Raw genomic sequence first — 25,845 nt, forward strand, 5'->3', positions numbered from 1 at the left:
GGTGTCAGACCTCGAGGAGCTCTGCCTCTTTGCGCTTGAGCGCCTCGTCGATCAGGTCGACGTGCGTGCGCGTGACCGCGTCGAGCTCTTTCTCGGCGCGAACGAGTTCGTCTTCTCCGACGTCGCTCTTCAGCGCGTCGAGGTCGTCCTTGGCCTTGCGGCGGAGGTTGCGCACCTGCACCTTGGCGTCCTCGCCCTTGCCGCGCACGATCTTCACGTACTCCTTGCGGCGGTCCTGGGTGAGCTCGGGCATCGTGACGCGCACGATCGTGCCGTCGTTGGTCGGGTTGACCCCGAGGTTCGGCATGTCGCGGATGGCCTGCTCGATGGCCTTCAACGCCGACTTGTCGTACGGGTTGATGACGAGAGTGCGTGCCTCGGGGTTGTTCAGCGAAGCCAGCTGGGCGAGAGGGGTGGGCGACCCGTAGTAGTCGACCATCACCTTCTGGAACATCTGGGGGTTCGCGCGCCCGGTACGGACCGTCGCGAAGTCTTCCTTGGCGGCCTCCACGGCGCGATCCATACGCGCTCCGGCATCGGCGAGGACATCGGAAATCACGGTGACTCCATTCGTTGGGACTGACTGATCAGTCTAGTCGCGCGCGAGCCCGGCTCCCCGGGCTCCCGCGGCGCGTCATGCGGTGACGAGCGTGCCGATCGTCTCGCCGAGCAGGGCCCGCGTGACGTTCCCCGCGGGCTCCATGCCGAACACGCGCATGTCCATACCGTTGTCCATGCAGAGGCTGAACGCGGTGGAGTCCACGACCTTGAGTCCCTTCTGCAGCGCATCACCGTAGGTGACGTGGTCGAGCTTGGTCGCATCCGGATCCACGTTCGGGTCGGCGGTGTAGACGCCGTCGACGCCGTTCTTGGCGACGAGGACCTCGGTCGCGCCGATCTCCAACGCGCGCTGGGCGGCGACCGTGTCGGTCGAGAAGTAGGGAAGGCCCGCACCCGCACCGAAGATCACGACGCGGCCCTTCTCGAGGTGACGCACCGCGCGGCGCGGGATGTAGGGCTCCGCCACCTGCGTCATCGAGATGGCGGACTGCACGCGGGTGGCGGCACCGGCCTGCTCGAGGAAGTCCTGCAGTGCGAGGGAGTTCATCACCGTGCCGAGCATGCCCATGTAGTCGGCGCGCCCGCGGTCCATCCCGCGCTGGCTGAGCTCGGCACCCCGGAAGAAGTTCCCGCCGCCCACGACGATGGCGATGTCGACGCGGTCCACCGCCTCGGCGATCTCGCGGGCGATCTGTCCCACGACGTCGGGATTCACGCCCAGTTGGCCGCCGCCGAACGCCTCCCCCGACAGCTTCAGCAGTACTCGGCGGCGCTTGGTGGATTCATCGATCACGTGTGATGTCCTCTCGTCTTGAACAAACTATCCCCCCGCACCTGCGACCGATACGACGGAACCGATATGGGTAGCGGGCAGGGAAAAGGCCCGGGATGCCGTGGCATCCCGGGCCTCATGACGGGCCCTGAGCCTGTCTAAGGGTTACGCGCCGACCTTGAAGCGGGCGAAGTCGGTCAGCGTGAGACCGGCGTCGGACGCGACCTTGGCGACGGACAGCTTGTTGTCCTTCGCGTAGTCCTGGTCGAGCAGCGAGACCTGCTTGAAGAACGCGTTGACGCGTCCCTCGACGATCTTCGGCAGTGCGGCCTCGGGCTTGCCCTCGTTGCGGGAGATCTCGGTGACGATCTCGCGCTCCTTCTCGACGTCGGCCTCGGGCACGGCGTCGCGAGTGAGGTACGAGGGGTTCGCGAACGAGATGTGCTGCGCGATCGAGCGAGCGGTCTCGGCGTCGTCGCCCGAGTAGGCGAGGACCACGCCGACCTGCGGGGGCAGGTCCTTGCTGGTCTTGTGCAGGTAGACCTCGAACTTGTCGCCCGAGATGGTGCGCACGCGACGGAGCTCGACCTTCTCGCCGATGATCGCAGCCTCGTCCGAGATGAGCTGCTCGACGGTCTTGCCGTCGGCGTCGGCGGCCAGGGCGGCCTCGACCGAGTCGGCACCGGCGGCGGCGGCCGCGTCGACGACCTTGTCGGCCAGCGCGATGAAGCGCTCGTTCTTGGCGACGAAGTCGGTCTCGCAGGCGAGCTCGAGCAGCGTCACGGAACCGTCGTTCTCGCGAGCGGCGACGAGGCCCTCGCTGGTCGAACGGTCGGCGCGCTTGGCGTTGCCCTTGGCGCCCTTGAGGCGCAGGATCTCGACGGCCTTCTCGACGTCGCCGTCAGCCTCTTCGAGCGCCTTCTTCGTGTCGACCATGCCCGTGCCGAGCTGCTCGCGCAGCGCCTTGATGTCGGCGATCGTGAAGTTTGCCATGGTGTGGCGTCTCCTTGTCGTTTTCGTTCTCGATGTGAGCCCGGCGGGGCCGTGCCGCTGCCCTGCGAAGAGGGAGCTGTCACGACCCCGCCGGATCGTAGCCTGTGCGGGTGACGCACCGTTCACACGTAGACGAACGGATTGCCTCGCGGCTTACTTGCTGTCGGTGGCCTCGGCGTCGGCGGCCTCGGTCGACTCGGCGGCCGGAGCCTCGGCCGACTCGGCGACGGGCGCCTCGGTCGACTCGGCGGCGGGAGCCTCGGTCGACTCGGCGGGCGCCTCGAGAAGCTCGCGCTCCCACTCGGCGAGGGGCTCGGCGGCCTCTTCCTCGCCGGCGGGCTGGTGACGCTGGATCAGGCCCTCGGCGGCGGCGTCGGCGATGATGCGCGTGAGCAGGCTCACGGAGCGGATCGCGTCGTCGTTACCGGGGATCGGGTACTGGAACTCGTCGGGGTCGGCGTTCGTGTCGAGGATGCCGATCACGGGGATGCCGAGCTTCTTGGCCTCGTCGACCGCGAGGTGCTCGCGCTTGGCGTCGACGACCCAGATGGCCGACGGGGTCTTCTGCAGGTTGCGGATACCACCGAGCGACTTGTGCAGCTTGTCGAGCTCGCGCTTCTTGAGCAGCAGCTCCTTCTTGGTGAAGCCGCTCTCGGCCGGGTTCTCGTAGTCGAGCTCCTCGAGCTCCTTCATGCGGGCGAGGCGCTTCGACACCGTCTGGAAGTTGGTGAGGAGGCCACCGAGCCAGCGCTGGTTCACGTAGGGCTGGCCCACGCGGGTCGCCTGCTCGGCGAGGACTTCCTGCGCCTGCTTCTTGGTGCCGACGAAGAGGATGGTGCCGCCGTGCGCGACGGTCTCCTTGACGAACTCGTACGCCTTGTCGATGTACCCGAGCGACTGCTGCAGGTCGATGATGTGGATGCCCGAGCGCTCGGTCAGGATGAAGCGCTTCACCTTCGGGTTCCACCGGCGGGTCTGGTGTCCGAAGTGAACGCCGCTGTCGAGCAGCTGGCGGATGGTGACGACGGCCATGGTCGTACTCCTGTTTCTGGGCGCTTTCGCGCCGTGGTTGTGGTTGTTCGCGTCGGACGGTCCGTCTGACGAGCCTGGTGCCCGGCGCACACCCGCCGACCGCCGAAGCGGAGGACCATGGGGTGTGGATGCCGCGCGGTGCGCCACCCCGAGGGGCGTCGCGTTGCGCTGTGGGCACGCGGAGTCATCTCGACGAGCGAGATGCAGGGTCCAGCATACAGGACTGCTCCTCCCCAGCCGCGTGCGGGGCGCGGACTCTCCCCGGTGGCACCTCCCCGCCCGCGGCCGGAACGCGGAGCGCGGAAGACTTCCGGGATGTTTTCGACATTGCTTCGCTCTCTGGGCCTGGTCGTCCTGATCGCGGTCGTGCTCGTACCGCCACGAGCAGAGGCCGCGGAAACCGATCCGCTCGCCCATCTCGGATGGGTGTGGCCGGCGACACCCGCGCAGGTGACTCGAGCGTTCGTCGCCCCCGCGCACGCGTACGGTCCGGGGCACCGCGGCATCGATCTGCGCGCCGACGCGGTTAGATCCCCCGCAGATGGACGGATCGCCTTCGTCGGGATGGTCGCCGGTCGCGACATCCTCACGATCGACCACGGGGGCGGGCTCGTGACGACTTTCGAGCCGGTCGTCACCGAGCTCGCCGTGGGCGACACGGTCGCGCGGGCAGCGCTCGTGGGCAGGGTCTCCGCGGGCGGTCACGCGACGCCCGGCACCGTCCACTTCGGCGTCCGGTTCCAGAGCGACTACGTCAACCCTCTGAGGCTGCTGGGTGGGGTACCGCGGGCCGTGCTCCTGCCATGCTGCTGAGCCGCGCTCAGCCGATCTGGTTGCCCCGACCCTCGACCGTCTGTGCGCTCACTCCCCCCGTGGCGCGGATGACGTTGTCCTGACCGCGGACGGTGACGGACGAGACCGCGCCTCCCGCGTCGACCGTCGAGCGATCTCCGCTCAGATCGATGCTGCCGATGGCTCCGGCGGCGCGGACAGAACCGTCGTTGCCCTGGAGGACGAGCACGTCGATCGCCGCGGCATCCACTCGAGCGCGGTCTCCTGAGATGCGGAGGGTGCGGATGGATGCCGCCGAAGCGTCGACCGAGAGGGCGGAGCCCGACACGGTGAGTTCGGAGCAGGTGCCGACGATGCGGACGGTCTGCTCGGCCCCTGACACCGACTGGCTGCCGCCGTCGCCGCACGAAAGCGCGCCAGCCGGAGCGTCCCCGGGAGGACTGGTCGAGACACCGATCTGGGCCGGCACGGGAGACGCCGTCACGACGGACGGAGACGGAACCGCCGCAGCGGGCGGCGGGCTCGAGACGGCGAGTCCGGGAGGCAGACGGGTCTCGACCGGCTCGGGTGTCAGGCTGCAGGCGCTGAGCGCGACGGCGAGGCCGATCACGCCGATCGCGGCGGGCGCTAGACGGTGAAGGTCCACGAGTCCACGCTAAGGGGTGGGGCGCACGTGCGCACGCGAGGCGCCGTCGACGCGAGCGCGCTGCCGAGCTGCGCGGGCCGAGTACGCGGAAGACACCGCGCGAGACCCCGTCTGTCAGGCTCGGGGGTGGGCGAGACGGTAGGCCTCGCGCAGACGCTCGGCCGAGACATGCGTGTAGATCTGGGTCGTGCCCAAGCTCGCGTGGCCGAGGATCTCCTGCACGGCGCGCAGATCCGCCCCGCCGTCGAGCAGGTGGGTCGCCGCGGAGTGGCGGAGGGCGTGGGGGCCGAGCACCTCCGTGCCGACGCTCGGCGCGACCGTCCTCGTAACGAGCGTGTGAACGGCCCGCGGCCCGAGCCGGGCCCCTCTCGCGCCGAGGAAGACGGCGCGACCGGCGCCAGGGGCCACCTCGCGCGCCTTTCCGCGACCGTTCGGGCCCCGCGTCGCGGCACCGTCGCCCCCCGCGTCGGGAGTCGTGGAGGCTTCCAACGCACGAGCCCGCAGCGCCGGACGTGCTCGCACGAGATAGGCCTCCAGCGCACGAGCCGCGGGGAGCCCGAACGGGACCACTCGGTCCTTGTCGCCCTTACCTCGCAGCAGGAGGGTCCGTCGCTCGTGATCGACGTCGTCGAGGTCCAGCGCGCACACCTCGGACACACGAGCGCCGGAGCCGTACAGCAGTTCGAGCAGGGCATGATCGCGGAGGGCGACCGGATCTCCGCCGGCCGCGTGCTCCGCGGTGGCGGCGAGCACGCGCTCCATCGCATCCGCCGTGGCCACCACGGGAAGCGTTCGTCCGCGTTTGGGTGACACGAGCCGCTGCGAGGGATCGGAGGCGACGATCTCCTCCTCGACCGCCCACGCGAAGAGCCCTCTGACCGTCGACGCCCGACGCGCCGCGGTCGCCTTCGACTGCCCTGATTTCGCGGCCTGCCACTGCCACTCACGCAGGTCTTCGACATCGACGTCCGCCAGGACACGATCGCCCAGGGCCGAGGCGAGGTGGGCGAGGTCGGACCGATACGACCGCACCGTCGCGACGGAAAGCCGACGCACGTCGGACAGATGGGCCAGGTATCCCTCCACGGCTTCCGTCAGGTGCATTCATCCAGACTGCCCGCCGATCGCCCTCGATGGTTCGACGACGCGCGAGATCTCGTTCATCGCTCCCCCCGCGAGCGCGCCGCCGTCCAGAGACCGTCGTCATCGCGGCGGACTCTTCCCTCGAGCTCGGCGAAGCCGAGGAGCACGCCCGCTTCATCCACCGACAACCCGCTCCGACGTGCGATCTCGACCGTCGAACGAGCCGCGCGCGGGGAGAGCGCGTCGAACACCCTCGTCGTCTCGTCCGTCCGATCCGTCGGGTTCTGCGGCTCTTGCACGTGCGTCCCGATCATCTCGAGAACGTCCGCCGACGACGTCACGCACACCCCACCGAACTCGCGGAGTACCCGGTGGCATCCCGCGGAGGCGGCGCTCGTGACGGGCCCGGGTACCGCACCGAGCGCGCGGCCGAGGCTCGCCGCGTGAGCGGCTGTGTTGAGCGAGCCGCTCCGCCAGCCGGCCTCGACGACCACGACCGCATCGGCTATCGCCGCTATCAGACGGTTCCTCGCGAGGAACCTCCACTTGGTGGGTGCCGCACCGCAGGGCGTCTCACTCCACACCGCGCCCTCGCTTGCGATCCTCGACAGCAGGCTCTCGTGCCCGCGGGGATAAGCGCGATCCACACCCCCGGCGAGGAAGGCGAGCGTCTTACCCCCCGCCGACAACGCGGCGCGATGGGCCGCCCCGTCGATCCCGTAGGCCGCACCCGAGACGACGACGACGCCGGCGGCAGACAGTTCCGCGGCGAGGTCGGCCGCCACGCCCTCGCCGTAGGCCGTGGACGCCCGAGCACCCACCAGCGCGACGGCGGGACGATCGCTCGCCACATCTCCCCCACGACGCCAGAGAGCCGCCGGCGCGTGATCGCCGAGGTCGTCGAGCCGCGTGGGCCAACGGTCATCCCCCGGCACGACGAGCGAGGCACCCGCGCGACGCGCGGCGTCGAGCACCGCGGTGATGGCCTCCGGCTGCAAGCGCGGAAGCCAGCGCGCTCTCGCGGCCCGGAACTGCGCGTCCTGCATCTCGGTGGCGACGCGTAGGGCATCCACTGCCCCGTGCGTCGCGATGAGCGCACCCGCCGATCCGTCGCCCGGTTCGGCGAGGACGCTCCAGACGGCCCGGGCGTAGGCCTCCTCGACCTCCTCGTCGGTCTCTCTGAGCCCCGCGAGCGCCCGGCGAGCCTGCCCGGGATCGACGACGAACGCCGTCACGCGACCGCTCCCCGGCGCAGAAACAGAGCGCGACCGACGTCTTCGGATCGCAGCGCGTCGTGACCGGCGATATCGGCGACCGTCCAGGCAACGCGCAGCAGCCGGTCGTACCCGCGCAAGGTCAGGGCACCGCGACGCAGGGCCGTGTCGAGGGGCCGCAGCACAGCGGGCGGAGGAGCCGCGGGTCCGCGCAGCCACGTCCCCGGGACGTCGGCGTTTCGGCGCCAGGGCGTCTGCGCCCATCTCTGCGCGGCGCGCGCACGCGCACGCGCCACGATGGCGCGTGCCTCCTCGGATGACATCGATCGCGCGCTGCCCTCGTGACGGGTGGTCGACACACGTTGTAGCCGCAGGTCGATGTCGATGCGGTCGAGAAGCGGGCCGGAGAGACGCCGCGTGTATCGCCGGATTGCCTGCGGAGCGCACTCGCACGAACCGCCCGCTACCCCGTACTGACCGCAGGGACAGGGGTTCGTCGCCACGACGAGCTGGAACCGCGCCGGATACGTCGCGGAGACCCCGGACCGGTGCACCTGGATCACACCGCTCTCGAGCGGCTGCCGGAGGGCGTCGAGAACGGACGCCGGAAACTCGCCGCCCTCGTCGAGAAACAGCACCCCCTCACTCGCGCGGGCGATGGCCCCCGGTCGCACGACGCCCGATCCGCCGCCGATCAACGCTGCGGCGGTCGCCCCGTGGTGAGGGCTCTCGAACGGAGGCGTCCGCGACAGACGCGTCACAGCCTCGCCCGACAACGAGCGGATCGAAGCGACCGACAGCGCTGCCTCGTCGTCCAAGGGCGGCAGGATGCCGGGGAGCCGTCGCGCCAGCATGGTCTTCCCCGCACCCGGGGGTCCGCTCATCAACAGGTGGTGCCCGCCCGCGGCGGCGACCACCAGCGCGTCGACCGCATCCCTCTGCCCCACGACGTCGGCGAGCTCGAGACACTCGTCTTCCCCCGCGCCCGTCGCCGGTGCCGAGACCGGCTCGAGGTCGACGGCATCGCTGTTCCCGCCGTGCCACCGCACCACTTCGGGGAGGCAGCCGGCCGCGAACACTTCGACGCCGTCGATGAGTCCGGCCTCCGCGGCGTTCGCCGCCGGAACCACTACCCGCCGGTGTCCCGCCCGCTGTGCCGCGACCACCGCGGGCAGCACTCCGGGGACGGGTCGGAGACGGCCATCGAGCCCGAGCTCGCCGATGTGCACGGTCTCTGCGACGCGTGCGGCGTCCATCCGCACCGACGTGGCGAGAGCGGCGACGGCGATGGCCACGTCAAAACTTGCGTTTTGACGTGTTTTCATCGGGTATTTTTTCGGGATCTCGGCTTTGCACCCAATCTGTGTCGCAACTTCGCACGCATTGTGTTGGCGCCGCGTTTGCCCCTGATGTTCGTGGCTCTAGGCTCCCTGGTTAGGCAGGGTGCGCCAGACGCACCGCAATGAGGGGGAACCTTGAGCGACGACACCGCGACTATTTCAGATCTTCAACGCTACTTCTTCAAGCAGCTGAGCGAGGCTCGCACGGACCATCCCGCCGACGTGCCGGACATTGCCATCGTTCCCCTTCTGGACGCGTGGGCCTCCTGCTTGGAGTGGGCTACCAGAGCCAAGTTGACCGAGGAAGAACGACGGACCGTGGCAGAGTACGGCACTACGGTTCAGAGCCAGTACGAGGGCTACGGCCAAACTCACGGGTCTGCGCAGCGGAGCGCACTTCGAGCAATGGGCGGCGCGCTCCATGTGTTCGAAAGCATGTTCGTTGTCCGAGGAGACAGCGGCGTAGCGGGAAGAGACGAACGGATACTTCAGAGAAAAATCGACCGCGCAATCGACTCATCCGACATTGCGTGGAGCGTGATGGCCCATGTGACCCAACGATTCGACAACATGGATCACGCTCTCGACAGCGCGAGGGGCGCCGTCACCGAGGCAAAGCGCGCAGCGAGCGAAGCCCGGGAGGCCCTGGCTCAAGCCGAAAAAGCCGCGACAAAGTCTGCCACCGGGGCTCTCGAGCAGAGCTTCGCAACGACGGCCGAGAACAACAACACCGTCGCATGGGCCTTTCGAATCGGAACGCTTGTGACCTTAGGAATTATCATCGTCCTTGCTGGGACTTACGTAATCGGTCATAGCCCATCAGCGAACGGGAACGTTGACTGGTACGCAGTCACATATCGAATTGCGATCCTGTCTGCTTTTGGTGTCCTGGCCGGATATCTCGGACGACAGGCCGGCAATTACACACGGCTTGCGACCTGGGCACACGGGATACAAATTCAGTTGAAGGCCTTTCGCGGATTTGTCATCGAAATCGAGGATCCCGAAGCCCGCCAAACGATGTACGCCCTCTTCGGCAAGAGGGTGCTGGAGTCACCTCCGGACGGGAAGTCATCCGGCGACGAAGGCCCGACGAATCTGATCCAGCCGATCTTCGAGCAGGCAGCGAAGCTCCGATAGCCCTAGGGCTAGGGCTGTAGCTGGGGATAACTCTCCCGGCCCCGACCCGCCATGAGACGATCCGGAGATGGACGATGACGGCCTCTCCCCCACGGACCCCGACTGTCCCGCCTGCGGCACCCGGTGCTATCCCGATGGGCGGGCGTGGCGCTGTCGTGGGTGCGACCTCCCCGTGATCGGGCACGGCACGCTCGTGGATTGAGCGTCAGCCGGCCACCGCCACAAGGTGCTTCGTCGCCTCCCGAAGGTGGGACAGGTCTACGTGCTGCCACGGCTCACTATTCGGCGTTGTCCCCCGAGGAAGCACACCCCAGCCGACCAAACCGTCCACCTCGGTCACAGTTCTGTTGTGTCCGGGCACCCCGAGGTAGTCAAGCACGCTCAGCCGCATCGAGGACTGTCCGACGCCGCGTGCCTGGTCTATCGCCAGGTCGCATCGTGGGCAGACGTAGCCGTCGACCGACTCAGCCGCGCCCAGCCCTCCGATGGTCACCGGGTCAGCGGAGGATTCAGCCCACACGCCGTTCCGGCGCGCCTCAGATGGCAAGACCTTGACCGCCGCGACACCGCACAAGAGGCACCCTGAGGGAAGCCCGTCGTCCGACGGGCATAGGACTGGGCGCGGCTGCTCGTAGCGCTCTGCCGCAAGCTCCACCCACGCTCGACGGAGAGCCGCCTTCTGCTCCGAGGTCACGTGCGCCCATCGCTGGCCGCGGACCTGTGTCTTCGACGCCTGATTCGGGTGCACGCCGACCAGCTGATGCACCCAGCGGGCAACACCGCCGGGGACGGTCATGTGGCTCAACAACGCGTGCACGTCAGCCGCCCGGTCTGTAAGACGGTCGATCACTCGCGGATCGGTGACTCCCAGGGCGTCTAGCGCGTTGAGAGCGAGCTCCAACCGATGCAGTGCGATTTCTGGAGAGCCGATGCTGGCACGAACGCTGGGATGTGCGCGCAGCAGGTCGCCTGCGGCCGTCCGGATCTGGGCGCAGACGCCGCACCGGGCTACCGCAAACTCTGACTCCTCTCGGTAGCCGCCGCTGTTCTCGTTGCCCCAGGCAGAAACCGCTTCGAGATCATCGGCCCCAAAGGGGCCCTCGACGCGGATGCCGCAGGACACGCACGGTGCCCAGGAGGGCTGGTCGGTGGTGGTCATGGTCTACTCCTTGCCGTTGAACACGAAATCGAGCACGCGGTCGATGGTGGCTTGGTCCGGCTCGTCGGCCGCACTGCGCGCCGGGGCCGGCCTGGTCGGGGCGTGCTTGACTGCGTTCGTAGGCGCGGGGCTACGACGCTTCGAAGTAGATCCCTGACGCGCTGAGAGCACGGGGCGATCCACGGGTCCCGCTGCCGAGCGGGTGGGCTTCGGGCGAGCTTGGACCTGAGGTTCGGGTGCCGATACGACAGTCTCCGTCGGAACGAAGTGGGGCGCTGCGGCACGACGGTGCCACTCGGCAAGCTCGGTCTCGGCGTGCCCGACCGTGATGGACGTGGGCGGGTACCGGCGGGTCATTTGGCTGCTCCGTCCAGTGGGGGCATCTGACCGCCGACGTGAATGCGCGCGGCAGCCTCGATTCGTTCCTGAGTGCGTGTGTGAACGACCGACTCGTGACCGTGCGAGGAGGATCGCGTGAGTGCTCGGCGCATGGCGGCCTCGTGTTCGAGACGGCTGGGGCCGTTCATCGGGTGGCCGCCCGTCGCTTGATGCGTTCCGCGCAGACGCCGCGAGCGGTGCGGGTGCAGGGCTCCCCCACGTCGGCGCCGTGGTCGGGGCACGGGACCGTGATCGCTCCGGGCACGAGGACCGAGGAGCCACGAAGGCGCTCGCGCACCAGTGCCGGGGGCGGCTGCTCGTGATTCCGAGGGTCGGGCTCGGCGTCCGAGGTGCGTCGGCGTTCGAGGGTGCTTCGGTCGTTGGGTCGTGGGGACATGGCTTCGCCTCTGGTTTGGCGAGGCCCTACTGCCATCCGCGGTGTGAACCCGTAGGTTCCTTTACGCCCAGCGTACTACGGTACCCCCCGGGGGTATACGGTTGTATCACTACAAACTTTTTGACCCGGAGGTCGAGATGACTGATCGTGGTACGACAATCCAGACGATGACCGGCGCCACCATGTCGATGACGATGGGCGCGCGGTGGCAGCCGTCGCGAACCGCTCAGGCGACCCGCTCTCTCCGACTCGCTGAGCGGCTGCGGACCGAGGGCCGCCAGCACGAGTACCGCGCAGCAATCGCGGAGCACTTCGCCACTTTTGCTCCCGCGCCTGCGTCCTGCCCGCTCCGCTGAGCGTCAGTGTCACCGTGTCACCGTGTCTATAGGAGTGAGAGTGTCAAAGACACTCTCACCACTCCGTAGGACACCGTGACACGGTGACACTGTGACACTCAGCCTGGGATGACGGCGAGGAAGTAGCGGTGACCCTTACCGTCGGGACGCATGTTGACCACACCGCGGCGTTCCAGGGCATCTAGAGCCTCGCGGCGGTGAGTGCCCTCCTTGCCACGACCAGTCACCTCGGTCTTCATCAGACCAGCTGACCCCGCCTTACGCAGCCGTGCGAGCACGGACGTCTCCCACTCACTCGGCTTGGCCGCCGCGCTCCGAGGGCTCACCCCATCGGAGGTATCGACGCCCACGGGCTTGCGACTCGCGTTCAGTCGGAGGCGTCCGCCCTCAAAGGTCACCCGCCCACCTTCGATGCCGCCTTGAATGAGCCGTCGCGAGCCGGAGAACGTGCGGTGCGCCTTTGGGTCGTGAACGTTGCTCATCTGGTACTTCCAGGAGCCGTCTGCTCCCGCGACGGATTCGACTCCGTTCATGGCCTCTCCCCCGCCCATCGGGGAGTGAGCCACCACGAGGGCGTTCGGCACCTCGATCTCCTGCATGAGGTCGCGGAACCGGGCGTTCCACGCGCCATAGCCTGTCGTGTCGGAGCCGAGGATCGCCGTCAGCCCGTCCACGATCACCACCAGCGGTGGTGCCTCATCCCGGCCGTCACAGGTGGCACAGGACAGGTCCATGATGCGGCTCACCCACATGTCGTACACCTCGGGGATGCGAAGGTCGAACGAGCGGGGCCCGCCGAGCCGTTCAAGGTGGTCGACGAGCAGCCAGCCTGGCGACTCGCCCTCGGCAAAGTATCGGCCGGCACCATCCGCTAGGTCATCCGGCCACCACTCGAGGCCCGCTGATTCCAACACGGTCCGAAGCTCCGGCTCGGGGTTCTCGGCGTTGATCAGCCAGACGCCACGCTCGCGCTCGGCGTCCGTCAGGTCCACGGGTGCGTAGTGGTCGAGGAATTGACGCCCCGGCACAAGCAACGAGCCGATCAGATCCGCAACGAGGGTCGACTTCCCGGCGCGCGGCTGCCCTGCGAGCAGCGGTTTATGGCCCCACCGCCAGACGTCGTCGACCAGCCACCGCCCTTCCTCCTCAGTGGCGACGCCCGGACGCGGCCTGTCTGCGTACGCCCGCAGAAGACGTGCCTTCACGCGCTTGGCGATGAGCGGGGCCAGCTCTTCACCCTCGGGCGTCACGAGCGAGCCCTGCGCGATGACGCGGCGCGCCTCATCCGGGTTGTCCAGCCGGAGCCTGTGCCAGGACGTATTGCCAACGACGAACGGCTCCCACGTCCTACCCTCGTGCACCAACACCGTGCGTTCAGTAGAGGTCATCTGCTGCCAGCCTTTCCAGAAACTTCTCTAGCTCTTCCCCCGGTGTGCCGAGATTGAACGGGTTGTGACGCTCCGGCTCGCGCTCACGCACGCCCTTGATACCGAGCGAGCGAGCGCGCCCTGTGCAGCGTCGGGTGCAGAAGTAGCCCTGCGAGCCTGACCACGGCCGGAAAGAGCGACCACACACCGGACACTCACGCTCTCGCGCGATGCGGCTTGAGTGGTGTGGGTGCAGGATCGGCGCTAGCTCGACCGGCCCGCCCGCATCGGTCATGACTTCACCCCTCGGGGAGGCAGTTGCACGAGGGACAATAGGGCAGACACGCGTGCAACCTGTTCGTTCGTGAGAGGTGGGAACTCGTCGACTGAGGCGTAGCCGGTCGCCGACGGAACGAGAGCGGTCACCGGTCGACCACCTCGGCGCGCACGGGCATCGGCTTGACGACACCGCGGCCCCGCCTTCGCCCATCCCGCATGGCCCGCGGGTTCATACGCATTGCCAAGTCGACGGCTTCGAGATGGAACTTGATCGTGCCGTCGTCATCGAAGCCTTCGATGAGCCCGCGTTCGTGCCACGAGTAGATCGTGCGCACGGTGTTGTTGTAGTGCGCGGCGAGCTCAGAGTGGGTGAGATAGGTGGCCGCTACTGGGGCTGAGCCCTCGGCTGATCCAGCGATCGAGTGGAGGTACGAAGGCGACACAGTGCCGCACTCGAGGTTGGTGAACATGGCAAATAGCTCCAGAGAGCCGTGCGCCGTTCGTTGCCTTCTCCGTGCTGGTCCCTCGGCAACGAGGCAGCGACTTCGCTGTGCACCTTCAGCCGTTCACGTCAGCGGGAGCGGCGAAGCGTTCGTGTGTCAACCTGTGTCCTACCGCATGTGCCGGGTGCGCCGGTCGGCGGGGTGTGTCCCTTTTCGAGGGAGACAATCAGGCCGCAGACTGTGGCCGTCCGGCCTCGTCTGCGATGCATCAATTCTACCAAAATTCGCAGGGTCACGCCGCCGCCCGAGTGCAGGTTTTCGTGCTTTCAGAACGCGTCACGCGCCCCAGCGCAGGCGCAAACCCGCACCCGCGCACCGTCGCCACCCTGCGGCTTTTCACAGCGCCTGCAGGGCGCAGAGAACGATGAACCGACGACGGACATCACGAAGGGGCAGGTACGGGTTCGTGATCTGGACAACCGGGCTCAGTCGCTACGAGCGATTTGCGATGTCCAGCATGATCGCCTGCACAACTGTCTCCGTATACCCGTAGAACGAATGCGAACCCGAGAGTCCAGTGGACATCAACGTGCCATACGCGGTGACGCCGGTAGCCGCTGACCCTGTCCACTTAGCGTGAACGGCGTCGAGCGCGGCCTGCGTGGTCACTGAGATATGAGCCGTCGCATTCCGCACTGTCTTCATGCGGTTTAGATGCTCTTGGGCCGACGCGATTGGCGTTCGAAAGGGTTCCCCGTCGACGAAGTAGAGATCAGCCAAACGCACCACGGTTGAAGGCGTAGACCAGTCCACGTAGCGCTGAGTACCGATAAGCATCTTCTGAGCATGATCGGTCGACGGCGGGCGGCCATACTTGCTGGGCTTCCATCTCGCCGTGCTCATCCGCCCTACGAGGTAGTGAGCGAACGCCGCCTCGTAAAATTCTTCAAGCGCGATAAAAACCGACAGAAAGCACGCGTTGGAAATCAACTCACGCTCGGCCAGGCTGCGTTCATACGCGCCACTTGAGTCGAGGCTGTGGGCGCTCACGAGCATGCCTCGCATCTCGACAAGTCGCGCAAGCCCGGCGGCCAGAATTTCCTTCATCAGCCGAGCATCAGTTGGACCAGGTAAAGGGTGCGACGCTCACGAACTGAGGTGTCAGTTGTAGCGCGCCGGCTGTCGTTCAAGAAGCCTCGATCCACAGCCGACAGGTCTTGGGGTTCGTCCGACGAAAACACCTCTTCGATGTGGTCGAGGCGATTGCGTAGCTGGTCGATGTTCAGATCGTCGAAGTCCACCTGCACCGGCGGAAGGTTACGCAGCCCGTATAGGACGTGATAGACCGCGGTGAACAGACTGTAGAACAGGTGAACGCGATGATATTCACTCCTCGCGACACCCTCAGGATAGATGCGGGATATTGTGGCCAGCGTGTGCATGAATTCACGAACAAGCTGTTCCGGATCATGGAGAAAATCGCGCTCGTACTGCGCGTAAAACGCACGTATCTGCTTCTTGCTCTGGATGCCTTCACACATGGCGATGAGCAGATCGGCGGTCAGCGAGACGTCCGCCATGCGGACTACCTGCGTTTCTCGCAAGATCTTGTTCTTCATCCAGTACTCGAAGTTCTCGTGCGCCAGCTCGTCAGCGACGTTCTTGAAATCGCTGAAGTGGCTGGCGTTGATCTTCTCCTGCTCATTGAGGACAACGGCGTGAGAGTTCAGCCGACTGAATATGTCAAGAATCTGCGCGTCTGGGAGGTTTACGAGCAGGTCGGTGGACAGTTCGTAGTTGAGAATCGCGAGCTGTTTGTCTTCGGGGAGGGCGCTGAAAAGCACGCCACCAAATTCCGCGTTATGGCCCTTACGGATGGCGAATCCATCGCGAACGAAAGACAGAATTGTTCGTAGACGCTGCTGACCATCGACAACCTCGCGGCGACTGCGGCCCGTGGCGGGATCGATGATCTGGCGAATGAAGATCTTCGGGATGGGTAGGCCGCGAACGATCGTGTCCATCAGATACGAACGCGCCGTCTCCGACCAAACATCTCGACGCTGGAATCGGGGCGACAGCACAAGCTGTCCATTTGCGTCCCACTCGCGATAATCGCCGACGCTGTAGACGCGCGAATCGAAGCTCTTCATTACGTCTCCTTGGGCCGAACCTCCGCTCAGACTACCGCTCGACCCTGCCAGCAACGTCCGCGACTTCTAGCGGGTAGAGCCGTACCCGGTCCGTGGACCAAGACACACCGGTACGAACGGCGGGCACGATCTCGACCTGAAGGACGCTCGCGAGGACCGAGCGCTGCACGTCAATGGGCGCGGCCAGGAACGCCGCCCCAGGATCGGCCGCGTTAAAGATGGGGCTCGAGGCGTTGCGGCGGATTGCCTTCGCGAGTCTGTCGTCCACCTTCGCGATCTGCGCCTCGACGAGAGCCGTCGACTTCGCCAACTGCGGTCCGGTGATGTGGCCGAGAGCGTAGTCCCGCTCGAAGGACTCGAGACGTCGCGTTAGATCGGCACGCTCCTCACGCTCCGCGGACAGGTCAACCGCTGCCGGTTGCAGGTGCGAGGCAATACGTGGATCGCGCACGAGCTTGGCGACCTCACTCATGACGTGGTCATCCGTGGCCGCCTGCATGACGTGCATGTGTGCCGACGCCGCACAGCGATAGTGGACCTTTCGTACGTGATTGGGGCGGGATGCCGTCGCACCCGACGCGCTCGTGCGCATTCGGGCACCGCACTTGATCGGATGCCCCGCTGCATCAACCTCCCCAGTGGGCTTGCCACACACGTAGAGCCCCGAACCCAGCCATCGTGTGTCGTTGTTCGCCGCGTTCGTCCGCCGCGAGGGCTCGGTGAGCAAGTCGAAGAGTGCGCGCCAAGTTTCCTCGGGGACAATCGCGTCCCAGACGGCGGCTCCGATGATCTCGAAGTCTCCGTGAGTAATCTGCCCCTTCGAGAGCAGACCCGCGTTGCGCGGCCGGATCAGCACGTCGCGCAGGCTCATCTGGGTCCACTCGGCGCCCTGCGAAGTCTTCACACCGCGCTCATTCAGCTCGCGTGCGATTGCTCGCACGGATCGACCGGCGAGCACGGCTGACGTGGCCTCGCGAATGACAGCAGATTCGACGGGCACCACGGTCACGCCGTCCTTCTCGAAGCCGTACGGCCGCTTCCCGCCGCGGTAGCGCCCCTCGGCGACAGCCTGGGCCTTCGCACGCCGCACGCGCTCACTGGTGCGCTCAGCCTCGGCGGCGTCGACATTGCCCTTGATGCGAGCGACCATCCGGCCATCGGCAGTGCTCAGGTCATCATCGCCCGAGACCACGGTGCGGACACGGATGCCGTGATGCTCGTGCAAGCGGATGATGTCCTCGACCTCCATCGGTCGGCGTGTGAGCCGGCTGTTCGAGTAGGCGAGGATCACGTCGATCTGACCGGCCTTCGCGCGCGCCATTAGCTCGTCGTACTGCGGTCGCGGTTTGCGGCTCCGCGTAGAGGCGCTGACATCGTTCTCCTCGAAGACCGCCACCACGTCGTAGCCGTACTGCTCCGCGAGAGCACGACAGTCTTGCTCCTGACGCTCAACGCCCTTCTCCCGACCCTCGGGATCGTTCGAGATGCGGGTGTAGACCGCTGCTCGGAGGGGGGCTGCGGACGCTTGGGCTGCCATACGTCAATTCTACAGTTTCGACACGTCGAATCCCGACCCGCGCTTGGGCAGACTCGCCGGAGAGAGGTTGACGGTGATCCGCCGCTTCGGCAGGTCGAGACCGCGGTTCGTGCACGCGCCGCGCACGCGCCGTCCGGCCTCGCCCAGGGCCTTGTCGGCGAGCCCGATGATCGAGAACTCCGGGGTCTGCGATGACACGTCGGCCTCGACCTCGACGAGGTCTCCGTGCAGCCCCGACAGAGCGACGGCCCAGGTGCGCGCGAGGGTCACAGCGCGTCCTCGAGGTGCTCGAGGCGAGCGTGCGCGGGATCGGCTCCGATCAGACCGATCGCATCGACCCGGAGCCGCCGGCCTCGCGCCTCGTCCGGGTGGGCCGCGAGCCACGCCATCGCCAGGCGCCACAGACGCTGCGCCTTGCGGGCGTCGATCGCCTCGAAGGGATGACCGTAGTCCTCGGTCCGCCGGGTCTTGACCTCGACCACCACCAACGTCTCGCCGCGCACCGCGACGATGTCGATCTCGCCGTGAGCGCACCGCCAGTTGCGCGAGAGGATGCGGTGGCCGTCGTCCGTCAGGTACGCGGCGGCGCGGTCTTCGCCGGCCCTGCCGAGCTCGTCTTTCGTTGCCATGCCCGAGAGCGTGGCATCCGTCTCACCCGGCCCGCGGCACGCGAACGGCTATCCGGGGACAGCGGCGTGAACCGCCCCTCTGTGGAGGAGTCTCAGTTGTCGAGAGAGAGCTCGTCCGGAAGCTGGAAGTCGTGGCGCGAGAGCTCCTCGACGTTGACGTCTTTGAAGGTGAGCACGCGCACCGACTTCACGAACCGGTCCGCGCGGTAGATGTCCCACACCCAGACGTCCGTCATCGAGATCTCGAAGTAGAAGTCGTGCTCGGTGTCGCGGCGGACGACGTTGACGTCGTTCGCGAGATAGAACCGGCGCTCGGTCTCGATCACATAGGTGAATTGGCGCACGACATCGCGGTACTCGCGGTACAGGGCCAGCTCGAGTTCGCGGTCGTAGTCCTCGAAGACGTCGTCATCCATGGTTGTTCCATCCTAGGCGGGCGCCGTCATCCCGGCCGCACGGTGGTCTCGCTCGGGCGAGTCCCGCGGGCGACGTTCACGAGAGTCAGAACAGCGTCGGGGCGGCGGCGATCGCCCAGGAGTGCCGGTGGTGCACGCTCATGCCGTACGCGGTGATCGCGTCGCGATGGTCGAGGCTCGCGTACCCCTTGTTCCGAGCCCACCCGTACGCCGGATGGTCCTCGTGCAAGCCCGTCATCAGCGTGTCGCGGGCGACCTTGGCGATGACGGATGCCGCGGCGGCGCTCGCGCAGTCACGGTCGGCCTTGATGATCGGACGCACGGTCAGACCGGACTCCCCCGCGGGCGTGATGTAGTCGTGGTTGCCGTCGAGGATCACCACGGCGTGTTCGGGCACGACGCCGTGCGCGCGTAGATCGGCGATGGCACGGACCGCGGCCAGCCCCAGTGCCCGGATGATGCCGATCTCGTCGACCTCGACCGAGCTCGCCCATCCGACGGCGCTGTGCTGCACGAAGGCTGCCGCGCGCGCGGCGACGTCGGGGCGACGCGCCTCGGGCACGAGCTTGGAATCTCGCAGCCCCTGCGGCACCCTCTTGCGCGAGCGCGTCGGATCGATCACCGCGGCCCCCACCGCGACGGGACCCGCCAGGGCTCCGCGCCCGACCTCGTCGCACGCGATGACGATCGCGTGCTCCTTGAGCAGGCGACGCTCGAGGGTGAGAGTGGGTTCGATCACTTCGCCGCCGGCGCGGGAACCCCCGCGAACACCTCGTGATGGAAGTCGATCAGACCGAAGCGCGTGAACGGCCAGGTGATGAGGAAGGCACGACCCACGACGTTGTCGACGGGAACGAAGCCCTGCCCCGGCTGGTCCTGGTTGAAGCGCGAATCGCGCGAGCTGTTGCGGTTGTCGCCGAGCACCCAGAGCGAACCGTCGGGCACCGTGATGTCGTACGGAACGGGCTCGGGGGCGGTAGCGCCGGGGGCGAGACGCACGTAGCTCTCGTCGATGGGCACGCCGTTCACGGTCGTCTGCCCCAGGGCATTGCAGCAGACCACGTGGTCGCCCGCGGTGCCGATGACCCGCTTGATGAGGTGGTCGTCGCTGTCGGGAGCGGACAGGCCGAAGAGCGAGAGCACCCAGTCCGCGCCCTCGACGACCGGCGACCGCTGCTCGGAGGGGCTCGGGGGCAGCCACCCGCCCGGATCGCGGAACACGACGACGTCACCCCGCGAGTACTGACCGAAACGCGGAGTCAACTCGTCCACGAGGATCCGGTCCTTGATCATCAGCGTGTTCTCCATCGACGCCGACGGGATGTAGAACGAGCGCACGACGAACGTCTTGACGAGGAACGACACCACGAGCGCGATCAGCACGATCACGAGGAGGTCGCGCAAGAACGCTCCCCATCCGCGTCGACGTCGTCCGGCGGGGCGGGATGCCACGGCATCCGAGGTCGAGGCGGTCTGATCGCTCATGTGTTCCTTCACCGGGTCCGACGCACACCGACCGAACCGCAGGAACCAGGGTCGCACATCGCGGAGCCGCCCCGTGACCGGCCTCGCCGTGAGAACGCCGAACGCCCCGGGGGTGAGACCCACGGGGCGTTCGAGAGAGCGGACTCAGCGGTCGCGCTTCTCCTTGATCTTCGCCTTCTTGCCACGCAGGCTGCGCAGGTAGTACAGCTTGGCGCGACGCACGTCACCGCGCGTGACGACCTCGATGTGGTCGATCACGGGGCTGTGGACCGGGAAGGTGCGCTCGACGCCGACCTGGAAGCTGACCTTGCGGACGCAGAAGGTCTCGCGAACGCCGTCGCCCGAGCGGCCGATGACGACGCCCTGGAACACCTGGATACGCGAGCGGTTGCCTTCGGTGATGTTGACGTGGACCTTGACGGTGTCGCCGGGGCCGAAGGTGGGGATGTCGGAGCGGAGCGAAGCCGCGTCGACGGAGTCGAGGATCTGCATGATCATCACTTCCTGCGACCGCCACAGGTCGATCGCACGATAAGAGGGAAAAGGTGAGGCGTACCCGAAGCCGCGAGAGCGGCTGACTCCCCTGAGGCAGAGCCGGTCAGGGCACAATCGACCATTCTGCCACGCCGGGGCCGACCAGCCAAAACGATTCGCCCGACGGGGTCCGGGAGTCGCGCGTCACTCGGCGCGACGGGACTCGGTCACGACGATGACCTCGGCATCCGTCGGCCGGGTCGTACGCTCGCGCGCGGGCGGGATGTAGGCCGTACCGTCGGGCGTGTGCAGCACGGTCATCGCGCCGCGCGCCTCGCTCCACAGCTGCGCGAGCGTCGACCAGAACAACACGAGCGCGCCCACGATCGACAGCACGAGGAGAGGGAAGAAGACGCGGGAGTCGAACAGCCCGAGGGCGACGATCACGACGTGCCAGAGTCCGAGACCGGCCAAATCCCGCCACGACACCGCGCGATTCTCACGCACGCTGCCGCGCGCACGGATCAGCAACGACAGAACGAGCTGCGAGATGAACACGGCCGGCACCGCGACGAAGAGCCACAACAGCCCCCAAGCGCTGCCCCCGGAGAACACGATCCACCCGACGAACAACCACAGCGGCAGAACGAAAGCGGCCGGGAACAGCCAGTGGAGGAACAGTCTTCGCAGCGCCATGACCCGATGCTAGGGCTCCACCATGTGCTTCGCCTCTGAGAAACCTATGGCGACGTCCGGTCGGGCGGCCGCCCCGCGCATCGGGGAGAATGGAGGTTCGACGCGAGAGGAACCACCCATGATCGAACTGCGCACCCCGGCCGAGATAGACGCGATGCGCCCCGCCGGACGCTTCGTCGCGGAGGTGCTGGCCACGCTGCGTGCCGAGACGAAGGTGGGAACGAACCTCCTGCAGCTGGACCGGCGCGCGCACGAGATGATCCGCTCGGCGGGGGCCGAGTCGTGCTACATCGATTACCACCCCTCGTTCGGCGCGAGCCCCTTCGGCAAGGTGCTCTGCACCTCGATCAACGACGCCGTGCTGCACGGGCTCCCCCACGACTACACGCTGCGAGACGGCGACCTCGTGTCGCTCGACTTCGCTGCGTCGGTCGACGGCTGGGTCGCCGACTCGGCCGTCTCATTCGTCGTGGGTACCGCGCGCGACGAGGACCTCGCACTCATCGACACGACCCAGCGCGCTCTCGCCGCGGCGATCGAGGCGGCGACCGTCGGGCACAAGATCGGCGACATCTCCGCCGCGATCGCCTCCGTCGCCCACGCGGACGACCTCAGCATCAACCTCGACTTCGGCGGTCACGGTGTCGGCCGCACCATGCACGGCGACCCCCACGTCGCCAACGACGGCAAGGCCGGACGCGGCTACCCCCTGCGCGCGGGTCTCGTCCTCGCCCTCGAGCCCTGGTTCCTGCAGACCACCGATGAACTCGTCACCGACCCCGACGGCTGGACGCTTCGCAGCGCCGACGGCTCGCGTGGCGCGCATTCCGAGCACACGGTGGCGATCACGGCCGAGGGCCCGATCGTGCTCACCGACCGCTCGTTCCTCGGCGTCGACTGAAGAACGTCTCCGGATGCCGCGGCCTCGAGGTCGCGGCATCCGTCATGTCCGGCCCGTCCTGCGGCGGCGAACCTCCGAAGAACCGCTCGCTCTTCTCCGGCTGCACCGCGGAGAATGCGAGAGCACGCCGACCCGGGGGCTCGGCGAACGTCAGACAGAGCCGCAGATCCCGCATGCCGCGGCGCGGCGCGGCGCGGCGCGGCGCGGCGACGAGCGTCAGTCGGCGAGCAGGTCGGGTCGACGCTCGCGGGTGCGCTGCACCTGCTGCTCACGCCGCCAGGTAGCCACAGCGCCGTGGTTGCCGCTGAGAAGCACGGGAGGCACCTCGCGCCCGCGCCACGCGGCCGGCTTGGTGAACGAGGGGTATTCGAGCAGGCCGTCCTCGTGCGACTCCTCGACCAGGCTCTCGGGGTTGCCGACGACACCGGGAATGAGGCGCCCGATCGCTTCGACCATCGCCATGACGGCGACCTCACCGCCGTTCAGCACGTAGTCGCCGAGCGATATCAGGCGCACGTCACCGAGTTCGGCCGCGTAATCGAAGACGCGCTCGTCGATGCCTTCGTATCGCCCGCAACCGAACACGAGGTGCGGTGCGGTGGAAAGCTCGCGGGCTGTCGCCTGCGTGAACCGTTCGCCCGCGGGCGAGGGGAAGATGATGACAGGGCGAGACTCGGCGTCGCGCGTCACGTCATCGAGAGCCTCGCCCCAGGGCTCGGGTTTCATCACCATGCCGGCACCGCCACCGTAGGGGGTGTCGTCGACCGTGCGGTGTCGGTCGTGCGTGTACGCGCGCAGATCCCGGATGCGCACGTCGAGCAGCCCGCTCTGCCGGGCCTTGCCGAGCAGCGAGACCTCGAGAGCGTCGAAGATCGTCGGGAAGATCGAGACGACGTCGATGCGCACGTCAGTCCTCGGAGGTATCGGTGTTCTCGTCGTCGGAGTCGTCCGACACCGAGGCGGGCTCGGGCTCGTCGCCGGCCTCGGCCGGGAGCTCCTCGAACAATCCCGCGGGGGGCGTGACGACGATACGGCCACCGGCGATGTCGACCTCGGGCACGATGGCACCGACGAAGGGGACGAGCACCTCGCGGTCCTCGCCGACCATGCGGACGATGAGGAGGTCCTGAGCCGGGAAGTGGTCGACACGCGCGACCCGACCGATGACGGCCCCGTCGCGCACGACATCCAGACCGACCAGCTGGTGGTCGTACCAGGCGTCGTCTTCAGCGGGGGCGGCCTCGGAGTCCTGGTCGATCCAGAGGATCGCCTTGACGAGCTCTTCTGCGGCGTTGCGGTCGTCGACACCCTCGAAGAAGGCGACCGGGTGCGAGTTCATCCATCGGAACTCACGGACCGTCAGCTCTCGGCCGTGCCACGGCGAGGATTCGGGAACCTGCAGGGTGAAGGTGCTCCCCGGCGTGAAACGGCCGTCGGGATCGTCGGTGTACAGCTCGAGCTTGAACGCGCCCTTCAGGCCGTGGGCCTTGACGAGGCGGCCGACGCGGAGCTGGGTCTTGGCGGGCTGAGCGCCCGCAATGTCGCCGTTCGCCATCAGTCGTCGGCGACATCGACGCGCACACGGCGTCCGTCGGCGAGAGCCGACACGAGCGTGCGCAGTGCTTTGGCGGTGCGTCCGCCGCGCCCGATCACGCGACCCCGGTCATCGGGGTGCACGCGAACCTCCAGCACGTCACCGCGAGGCGAGGAGCTGGAACGGATGGTCACGGCATCCGGGTGATCGACGATCCCCTTGACGACGTGGTCGAGCGCGGCAGACAGCACGGGAATTACTCGGCCGAGGTCTCGGCGGCGTCCTCAGCGGGCGCCTCGGCGGGAGCTTCGGCCTTCTTCTCGGCCTTGGGCTTGACGACCGACTTCTTCGAGGCATCCGCCTCGAACGCGGCCTTGGGCTCGCGCACCTTGACGGTCGAGACGGCGTTCTTGTCGCCCTTGAACTTGCCCCAGTCGCCCGTGAGCTTGAGGATGGCGGCAACCTGCTCGGTGGGCTGGGCGCCCACGGAGAGCCAGTACTGCGCGCGCTCCGAGTCGACCTCGATGAACGAGGGCTCCTCGGTCGGGTGGTACTTGCCGATCTCCTCGATGACACGACCATCGCGCTTGGTGCGCGAGTCGGCGACGACGATGCGGTAGTAGGGCGCACGGATCTTTCCGAGGCGCTTGAGACGGATCTTGACAGCCACGATGACTCCAAATGATGAAAAAGGAACGAACCGAACGCCTGGAGAGTGGGGTGCACACCCGGCGGAAGCTCAAAAGGGTGGACCGACACTGGATAGAGGGTCGAGTGGCGGGTCCAGCCCTCTATTCTGCCAGATCCCCGGACCCCGCGGTGACACGCGACGCGCCGCGACACGGAGCGTAGCGGAGGATCCCGGCATCCGACCCCCGTGTCAGACTGAGCCGCATGAGGCTGCCGTTCGCTGCATCGACACGCTCGTCCGTGGGTCTGGAGTGGGAGCTCATGCTCGCCGACCGCGAGACGGGCGACCTGGTCCCCCGCGCACCGGAGATCCTCGACCAGCTCGAGGAGAAGACCGCCCTCGAGCGCTTCACCGTCACGGGCGAACTGCTGACCAACACCGTCGAGGTGACCAGCGGCGTCGGCCACACCGTCGCCGAGGCCGTCGACGACATCGCCGACGCCATCTGCGCGGTGCGCGAAGAGACCGAGCCGCGCGGCGTCGAGCTCCTGTGCGCCGGCAGCCACCCTTTCGCGCAGTGGTTCGACCAGGAGGTCACCGACAAGACGCGGTACCACTCCCTCATCGAACGCACCCAGTGGTGGGGGCGCAACATGATGATCTGGGGCATCCACGTACACATCGGCGTCGACGACGTCGAGAAGGTCGTGCCGATCGTCAACGCGTTGACCGTGTACCTCCCCCATCTCCAGGCGCTGTCGGCATCCAGTCCGTTCTGGGCGGGCGAGCGCACCGGCTACGCCTCGAATCGCGCCCTCGTCTTCCAGCAGCTGCCGACCGCAGGTCTCCCCTGGCAGCTGGAGTCCTGGGGGGACTTCGAGAGCTACCTCGACGACATGGTCCGCACCGGGGTGATGGCGGATGCCAGCGAAGTGCGCTGGGACATCCGACCGGCGCCCAAGTGGGGCACCGTCGAGATCCGCGCCTGCGATGGGATGTCGACCCTCCCGGAGCTGGCCGCGGTCGCCTCTCTCGCGCAGACGCTGGTCGAGCACTTCTCGCGGTTGCTCGACGAGGGGCGAGAGCTGCCCGGGATCCCGCCCTGGTACGCCCGCGAGAACAAGTGGCGCGCAGCCCGGTACGGCCTCGATGCGCGAGTGATCGTCGATCGTGAGGGCACGCAGCGCCCCGTCGTCGATCACCTGCGCGAGACCATGGACGAGCTCGCCGACGTCGCTCTCGAGCTGAAGTGCGCGAAGGAGTTCGCGAGTCTCGAGACGATCCTGGCCACGGGCGGCAGCTCAGCGCGCCAGATCGCGGTGGCACAGGCCGCCGACGGCGATCTGCGCGAGGTCGTCCGGCACCTCATTCGCGAGTTCCGCGGAGGCCCTACCCTGCGCGAGCATCTCGCGGCCCTGCGCGTCTAGGGAGCGAACC

30 protein-coding genes and 1 pseudogene are annotated in these 25,845 nt (G+C 67.4%); 4 read left to right on the forward strand and 27 right to left on the reverse strand.

The window, feature by feature from the left end; translation table 11 throughout:
- Positions 1 to 4: 4 nt before the first annotated feature.
- From frr to rpsB, 4 genes are all read right to left on the reverse strand, one after another.
- Positions 5 to 559: a ribosome recycling factor gene (gene frr / locus AB6V29_RS02515; protein ID WP_210074708.1), complete on the reverse strand. Its 555-nt coding sequence runs from the start codon at positions 557 to 559 to the stop codon at positions 5 to 7.
- Positions 560 to 634: 75 nt separating this feature from the next.
- A complete protein-coding gene (pyrH, locus tag AB6V29_RS02520; protein ID WP_210074706.1) occupies positions 635 to 1,354 on the reverse strand; it encodes a UMP kinase in 720 nt (239 codons plus the stop codon).
- A 144-nt stretch (positions 1,355 to 1,498) separates the two neighbouring features.
- On the reverse strand, positions 1,499 to 2,326 hold the full coding sequence (gene tsf / locus AB6V29_RS02525) for a translation elongation factor Ts (RefSeq protein ID WP_103208967.1): 828 nt from the start codon (positions 2,324 to 2,326) through the stop codon (positions 1,499 to 1,501).
- A 153-nt stretch (positions 2,327 to 2,479) separates the two neighbouring features.
- The gene (gene rpsB, locus AB6V29_RS02530) at positions 2,480 to 3,358 is read right to left on the reverse strand and encodes a 30S ribosomal protein S2 (protein ID WP_210074704.1); all 879 of its coding nucleotides are present in this window, start codon (positions 3,356 to 3,358) and stop codon (positions 2,480 to 2,482) included.
- Positions 3,359 to 3,673: 315 nt separating this feature from the next.
- On the opposite strand from rpsB, the gene AB6V29_RS02535 reads away from it, so the two are divergent.
- Positions 3,674 to 4,171 carry a murein hydrolase activator EnvC gene (locus AB6V29_RS02535; RefSeq protein WP_267787117.1) on the forward strand — a complete coding sequence of 166 codons (498 nt, stop codon included), beginning with the start codon at positions 3,674 to 3,676 and terminating at the stop codon, positions 4,169 to 4,171.
- Positions 4,172 to 4,178: 7 nt separating this feature from the next.
- Here the strand turns inward: AB6V29_RS02535 and AB6V29_RS02540 are convergent, their stop codons facing one another.
- The 4 genes from AB6V29_RS02540 to AB6V29_RS02555 all read right to left on the reverse strand — a co-directional run bounded on the left by AB6V29_RS02540 (position 4,179) and on the right by AB6V29_RS02555 (position 8,418).
- Positions 4,179 to 4,796 carry a DUF3060 domain-containing protein gene (locus AB6V29_RS02540; RefSeq protein WP_307317111.1) on the reverse strand — a complete coding sequence of 206 codons (618 nt, stop codon included), beginning with the start codon at positions 4,794 to 4,796 and terminating at the stop codon, positions 4,179 to 4,181.
- 114 nt (positions 4,797 to 4,910) lie between these two features.
- The gene (locus AB6V29_RS02545) at positions 4,911 to 5,900 is read right to left on the reverse strand and encodes a tyrosine recombinase XerC (protein WP_369356857.1); all 990 of its coding nucleotides are present in this window, start codon (positions 5,898 to 5,900) and stop codon (positions 4,911 to 4,913) included.
- 56 nt (positions 5,901 to 5,956) lie between these two features.
- Positions 5,957 to 7,114, reverse strand: a complete 1,158-nt coding sequence (dprA, locus tag AB6V29_RS02550; protein WP_369356860.1) for a DNA-processing protein DprA — start codon at positions 7,112 to 7,114, stop codon at positions 5,957 to 5,959.
- Complete coding sequence (locus AB6V29_RS02555) at positions 7,111 to 8,418, reverse strand: YifB family Mg chelatase-like AAA ATPase (RefSeq protein WP_369356861.1); 1,308 nt, start codon at positions 8,416 to 8,418, stop codon at positions 7,111 to 7,113. The genes dprA and AB6V29_RS02555 overlap by 4 nt, the downstream gene beginning before the upstream one ends.
- Positions 8,419 to 8,568: 150 nt before the next feature.
- On the opposite strand from AB6V29_RS02555, the gene AB6V29_RS02560 reads away from it, so the two are divergent.
- Positions 8,569 to 9,573, forward strand: a complete 1,005-nt coding sequence (locus tag AB6V29_RS02560; protein WP_369356863.1) for a hypothetical protein — start codon at positions 8,569 to 8,571, stop codon at positions 9,571 to 9,573.
- 205 nt (positions 9,574 to 9,778) lie between these two features.
- On the opposite strand, the gene AB6V29_RS02565 is transcribed toward AB6V29_RS02560, so the two are convergent.
- The 15 genes and pseudogenes from AB6V29_RS02565 to AB6V29_RS02635 form a co-directional block, all read right to left on the reverse strand.
- On the reverse strand, positions 9,779 to 10,732 hold the full coding sequence (locus AB6V29_RS02565) for a hypothetical protein (RefSeq protein ID WP_369356865.1): 954 nt from the start codon (positions 10,730 to 10,732) through the stop codon (positions 9,779 to 9,781).
- A gap of 523 nt (positions 10,733 to 11,255) precedes the next feature.
- Positions 11,256 to 11,507, reverse strand: coding sequence for a hypothetical protein (locus tag AB6V29_RS02570; RefSeq protein WP_369356867.1), 252 nt, complete (start codon positions 11,505 to 11,507; stop codon positions 11,256 to 11,258).
- Positions 11,508 to 11,961: 454 nt separating this feature from the next.
- A complete protein-coding gene (locus AB6V29_RS02575; RefSeq protein ID WP_369356869.1) occupies positions 11,962 to 13,251 on the reverse strand; it encodes an AAA family ATPase in 1,290 nt (429 codons plus the stop codon).
- Entirely contained in the window at positions 13,238 to 13,525 is a 288-nt protein-coding gene (locus AB6V29_RS02580; protein ID WP_369356870.1) for a hypothetical protein, read from the reverse strand. The genes AB6V29_RS02575 and AB6V29_RS02580 overlap by 14 nt, the downstream gene beginning before the upstream one ends.
- A 127-nt stretch (positions 13,526 to 13,652) precedes the next feature.
- Positions 13,653 to 13,979, reverse strand: coding sequence for a hypothetical protein (locus AB6V29_RS02585; RefSeq protein WP_369356872.1), 327 nt, complete (start codon positions 13,977 to 13,979; stop codon positions 13,653 to 13,655).
- 465 nt (positions 13,980 to 14,444) lie between these two features.
- Complete coding sequence (locus AB6V29_RS02590; protein WP_369356874.1) at positions 14,445 to 15,059, reverse strand: hypothetical protein; 615 nt, start codon at positions 15,057 to 15,059, stop codon at positions 14,445 to 14,447.
- Entirely contained in the window at positions 15,059 to 16,105 is a 1,047-nt protein-coding gene (locus tag AB6V29_RS02595) for a DUF262 domain-containing protein (protein WP_369356875.1), read from the reverse strand. Before AB6V29_RS02595 ends, AB6V29_RS02590 begins: the two co-directional genes overlap by 1 nt.
- 31 nt (positions 16,106 to 16,136) lie before the next feature.
- Positions 16,137 to 17,642: a recombinase family protein gene (locus AB6V29_RS02600; protein WP_369356877.1), complete on the reverse strand. Its 1,506-nt coding sequence runs from the start codon at positions 17,640 to 17,642 to the stop codon at positions 16,137 to 16,139.
- 18 nt (positions 17,643 to 17,660) lie between these two features.
- A pseudogene (locus tag AB6V29_RS02605) lies at positions 17,661 to 17,912 on the reverse strand (magnesium chelatase domain-containing protein); the annotation flags it as partial.
- On the reverse strand, positions 17,909 to 18,271 hold the full coding sequence (locus tag AB6V29_RS02610) for a YraN family protein (RefSeq protein WP_369356879.1): 363 nt from the start codon (positions 18,269 to 18,271) through the stop codon (positions 17,909 to 17,911). The pseudogene AB6V29_RS02605 and the gene AB6V29_RS02610, both read right to left, overlap by 4 nt.
- A gap of 92 nt (positions 18,272 to 18,363) precedes the next feature.
- A complete protein-coding gene (locus tag AB6V29_RS02615; RefSeq protein ID WP_055836674.1) occupies positions 18,364 to 18,687 on the reverse strand; it encodes a DUF2469 family protein in 324 nt (107 codons plus the stop codon).
- Positions 18,688 to 18,772: 85 nt separating this feature from the next.
- Entirely contained in the window at positions 18,773 to 19,426 is a 654-nt protein-coding gene (locus tag AB6V29_RS02620; RefSeq protein WP_369356882.1) for a ribonuclease HII, read from the reverse strand.
- On the reverse strand, positions 19,423 to 20,172 hold the full coding sequence (gene lepB / locus AB6V29_RS02625; RefSeq protein ID WP_267787111.1) for a signal peptidase I: 750 nt from the start codon (positions 20,170 to 20,172) through the stop codon (positions 19,423 to 19,425). Before lepB ends, AB6V29_RS02620 begins: the two co-directional genes overlap by 4 nt.
- Positions 20,173 to 20,316: 144 nt before the next feature.
- Complete coding sequence (gene rplS, locus AB6V29_RS02630; RefSeq protein WP_267787110.1) at positions 20,317 to 20,664, reverse strand: 50S ribosomal protein L19; 348 nt, start codon at positions 20,662 to 20,664, stop codon at positions 20,317 to 20,319.
- Between the two features lie 186 nt (positions 20,665 to 20,850).
- Positions 20,851 to 21,342, reverse strand: coding sequence for an MFS transporter permease (locus AB6V29_RS02635; RefSeq protein WP_307317120.1), 492 nt, complete (start codon positions 21,340 to 21,342; stop codon positions 20,851 to 20,853).
- Positions 21,343 to 21,460: 118 nt separating this feature from the next.
- Between AB6V29_RS02635 and map the strand changes: the two genes are divergently transcribed.
- Positions 21,461 to 22,243 carry a type I methionyl aminopeptidase gene (gene map / locus AB6V29_RS02640; RefSeq protein ID WP_210074681.1) on the forward strand — a complete coding sequence of 261 codons (783 nt, stop codon included), beginning with the start codon at positions 21,461 to 21,463 and terminating at the stop codon, positions 22,241 to 22,243.
- 216 nt (positions 22,244 to 22,459) lie between these two features.
- On the opposite strand, the gene trmD is transcribed toward map, so the two are convergent.
- Genes trmD through rpsP form a run of 4 tightly spaced genes read right to left on the reverse strand, consistent with a single transcriptional unit; the run spans position 22,460 to position 24,447 of the window.
- The gene (trmD, locus tag AB6V29_RS02645; protein ID WP_210074679.1) at positions 22,460 to 23,149 is read right to left on the reverse strand and encodes a tRNA (guanosine(37)-N1)-methyltransferase TrmD; all 690 of its coding nucleotides are present in this window, start codon (positions 23,147 to 23,149) and stop codon (positions 22,460 to 22,462) included.
- A gap of 1 nt (position 23,150) precedes the next feature.
- A complete protein-coding gene (gene rimM / locus AB6V29_RS02650; protein WP_369356883.1) occupies positions 23,151 to 23,798 on the reverse strand; it encodes a ribosome maturation factor RimM in 648 nt (215 codons plus the stop codon).
- Positions 23,798 to 24,028: an RNA-binding protein gene (locus tag AB6V29_RS02655; RefSeq protein ID WP_369356885.1), complete on the reverse strand. Its 231-nt coding sequence runs from the start codon at positions 24,026 to 24,028 to the stop codon at positions 23,798 to 23,800. Before AB6V29_RS02655 ends, rimM begins: the two co-directional genes overlap by 1 nt.
- A gap of 5 nt (positions 24,029 to 24,033) precedes the next feature.
- Complete coding sequence (rpsP, locus tag AB6V29_RS02660) at positions 24,034 to 24,447, reverse strand: 30S ribosomal protein S16 (RefSeq protein ID WP_056230889.1); 414 nt, start codon at positions 24,445 to 24,447, stop codon at positions 24,034 to 24,036.
- A gap of 224 nt (positions 24,448 to 24,671) precedes the next feature.
- Here rpsP and AB6V29_RS02665 point away from each other — a divergent pair, with 224 nt between their 5' ends.
- Complete coding sequence (locus tag AB6V29_RS02665; RefSeq protein WP_369356887.1) at positions 24,672 to 25,835, forward strand: glutamate--cysteine ligase; 1,164 nt, start codon at positions 24,672 to 24,674, stop codon at positions 25,833 to 25,835.
- The last annotated feature ends 10 nt before the right edge of the window (positions 25,836 to 25,845 follow it).

Source organism: Microbacterium sp. 20-116, from assembly GCF_041079415.1.
GTDB lineage: Bacteria > Actinomycetota > Actinomycetes > Actinomycetales > Microbacteriaceae > Microbacterium.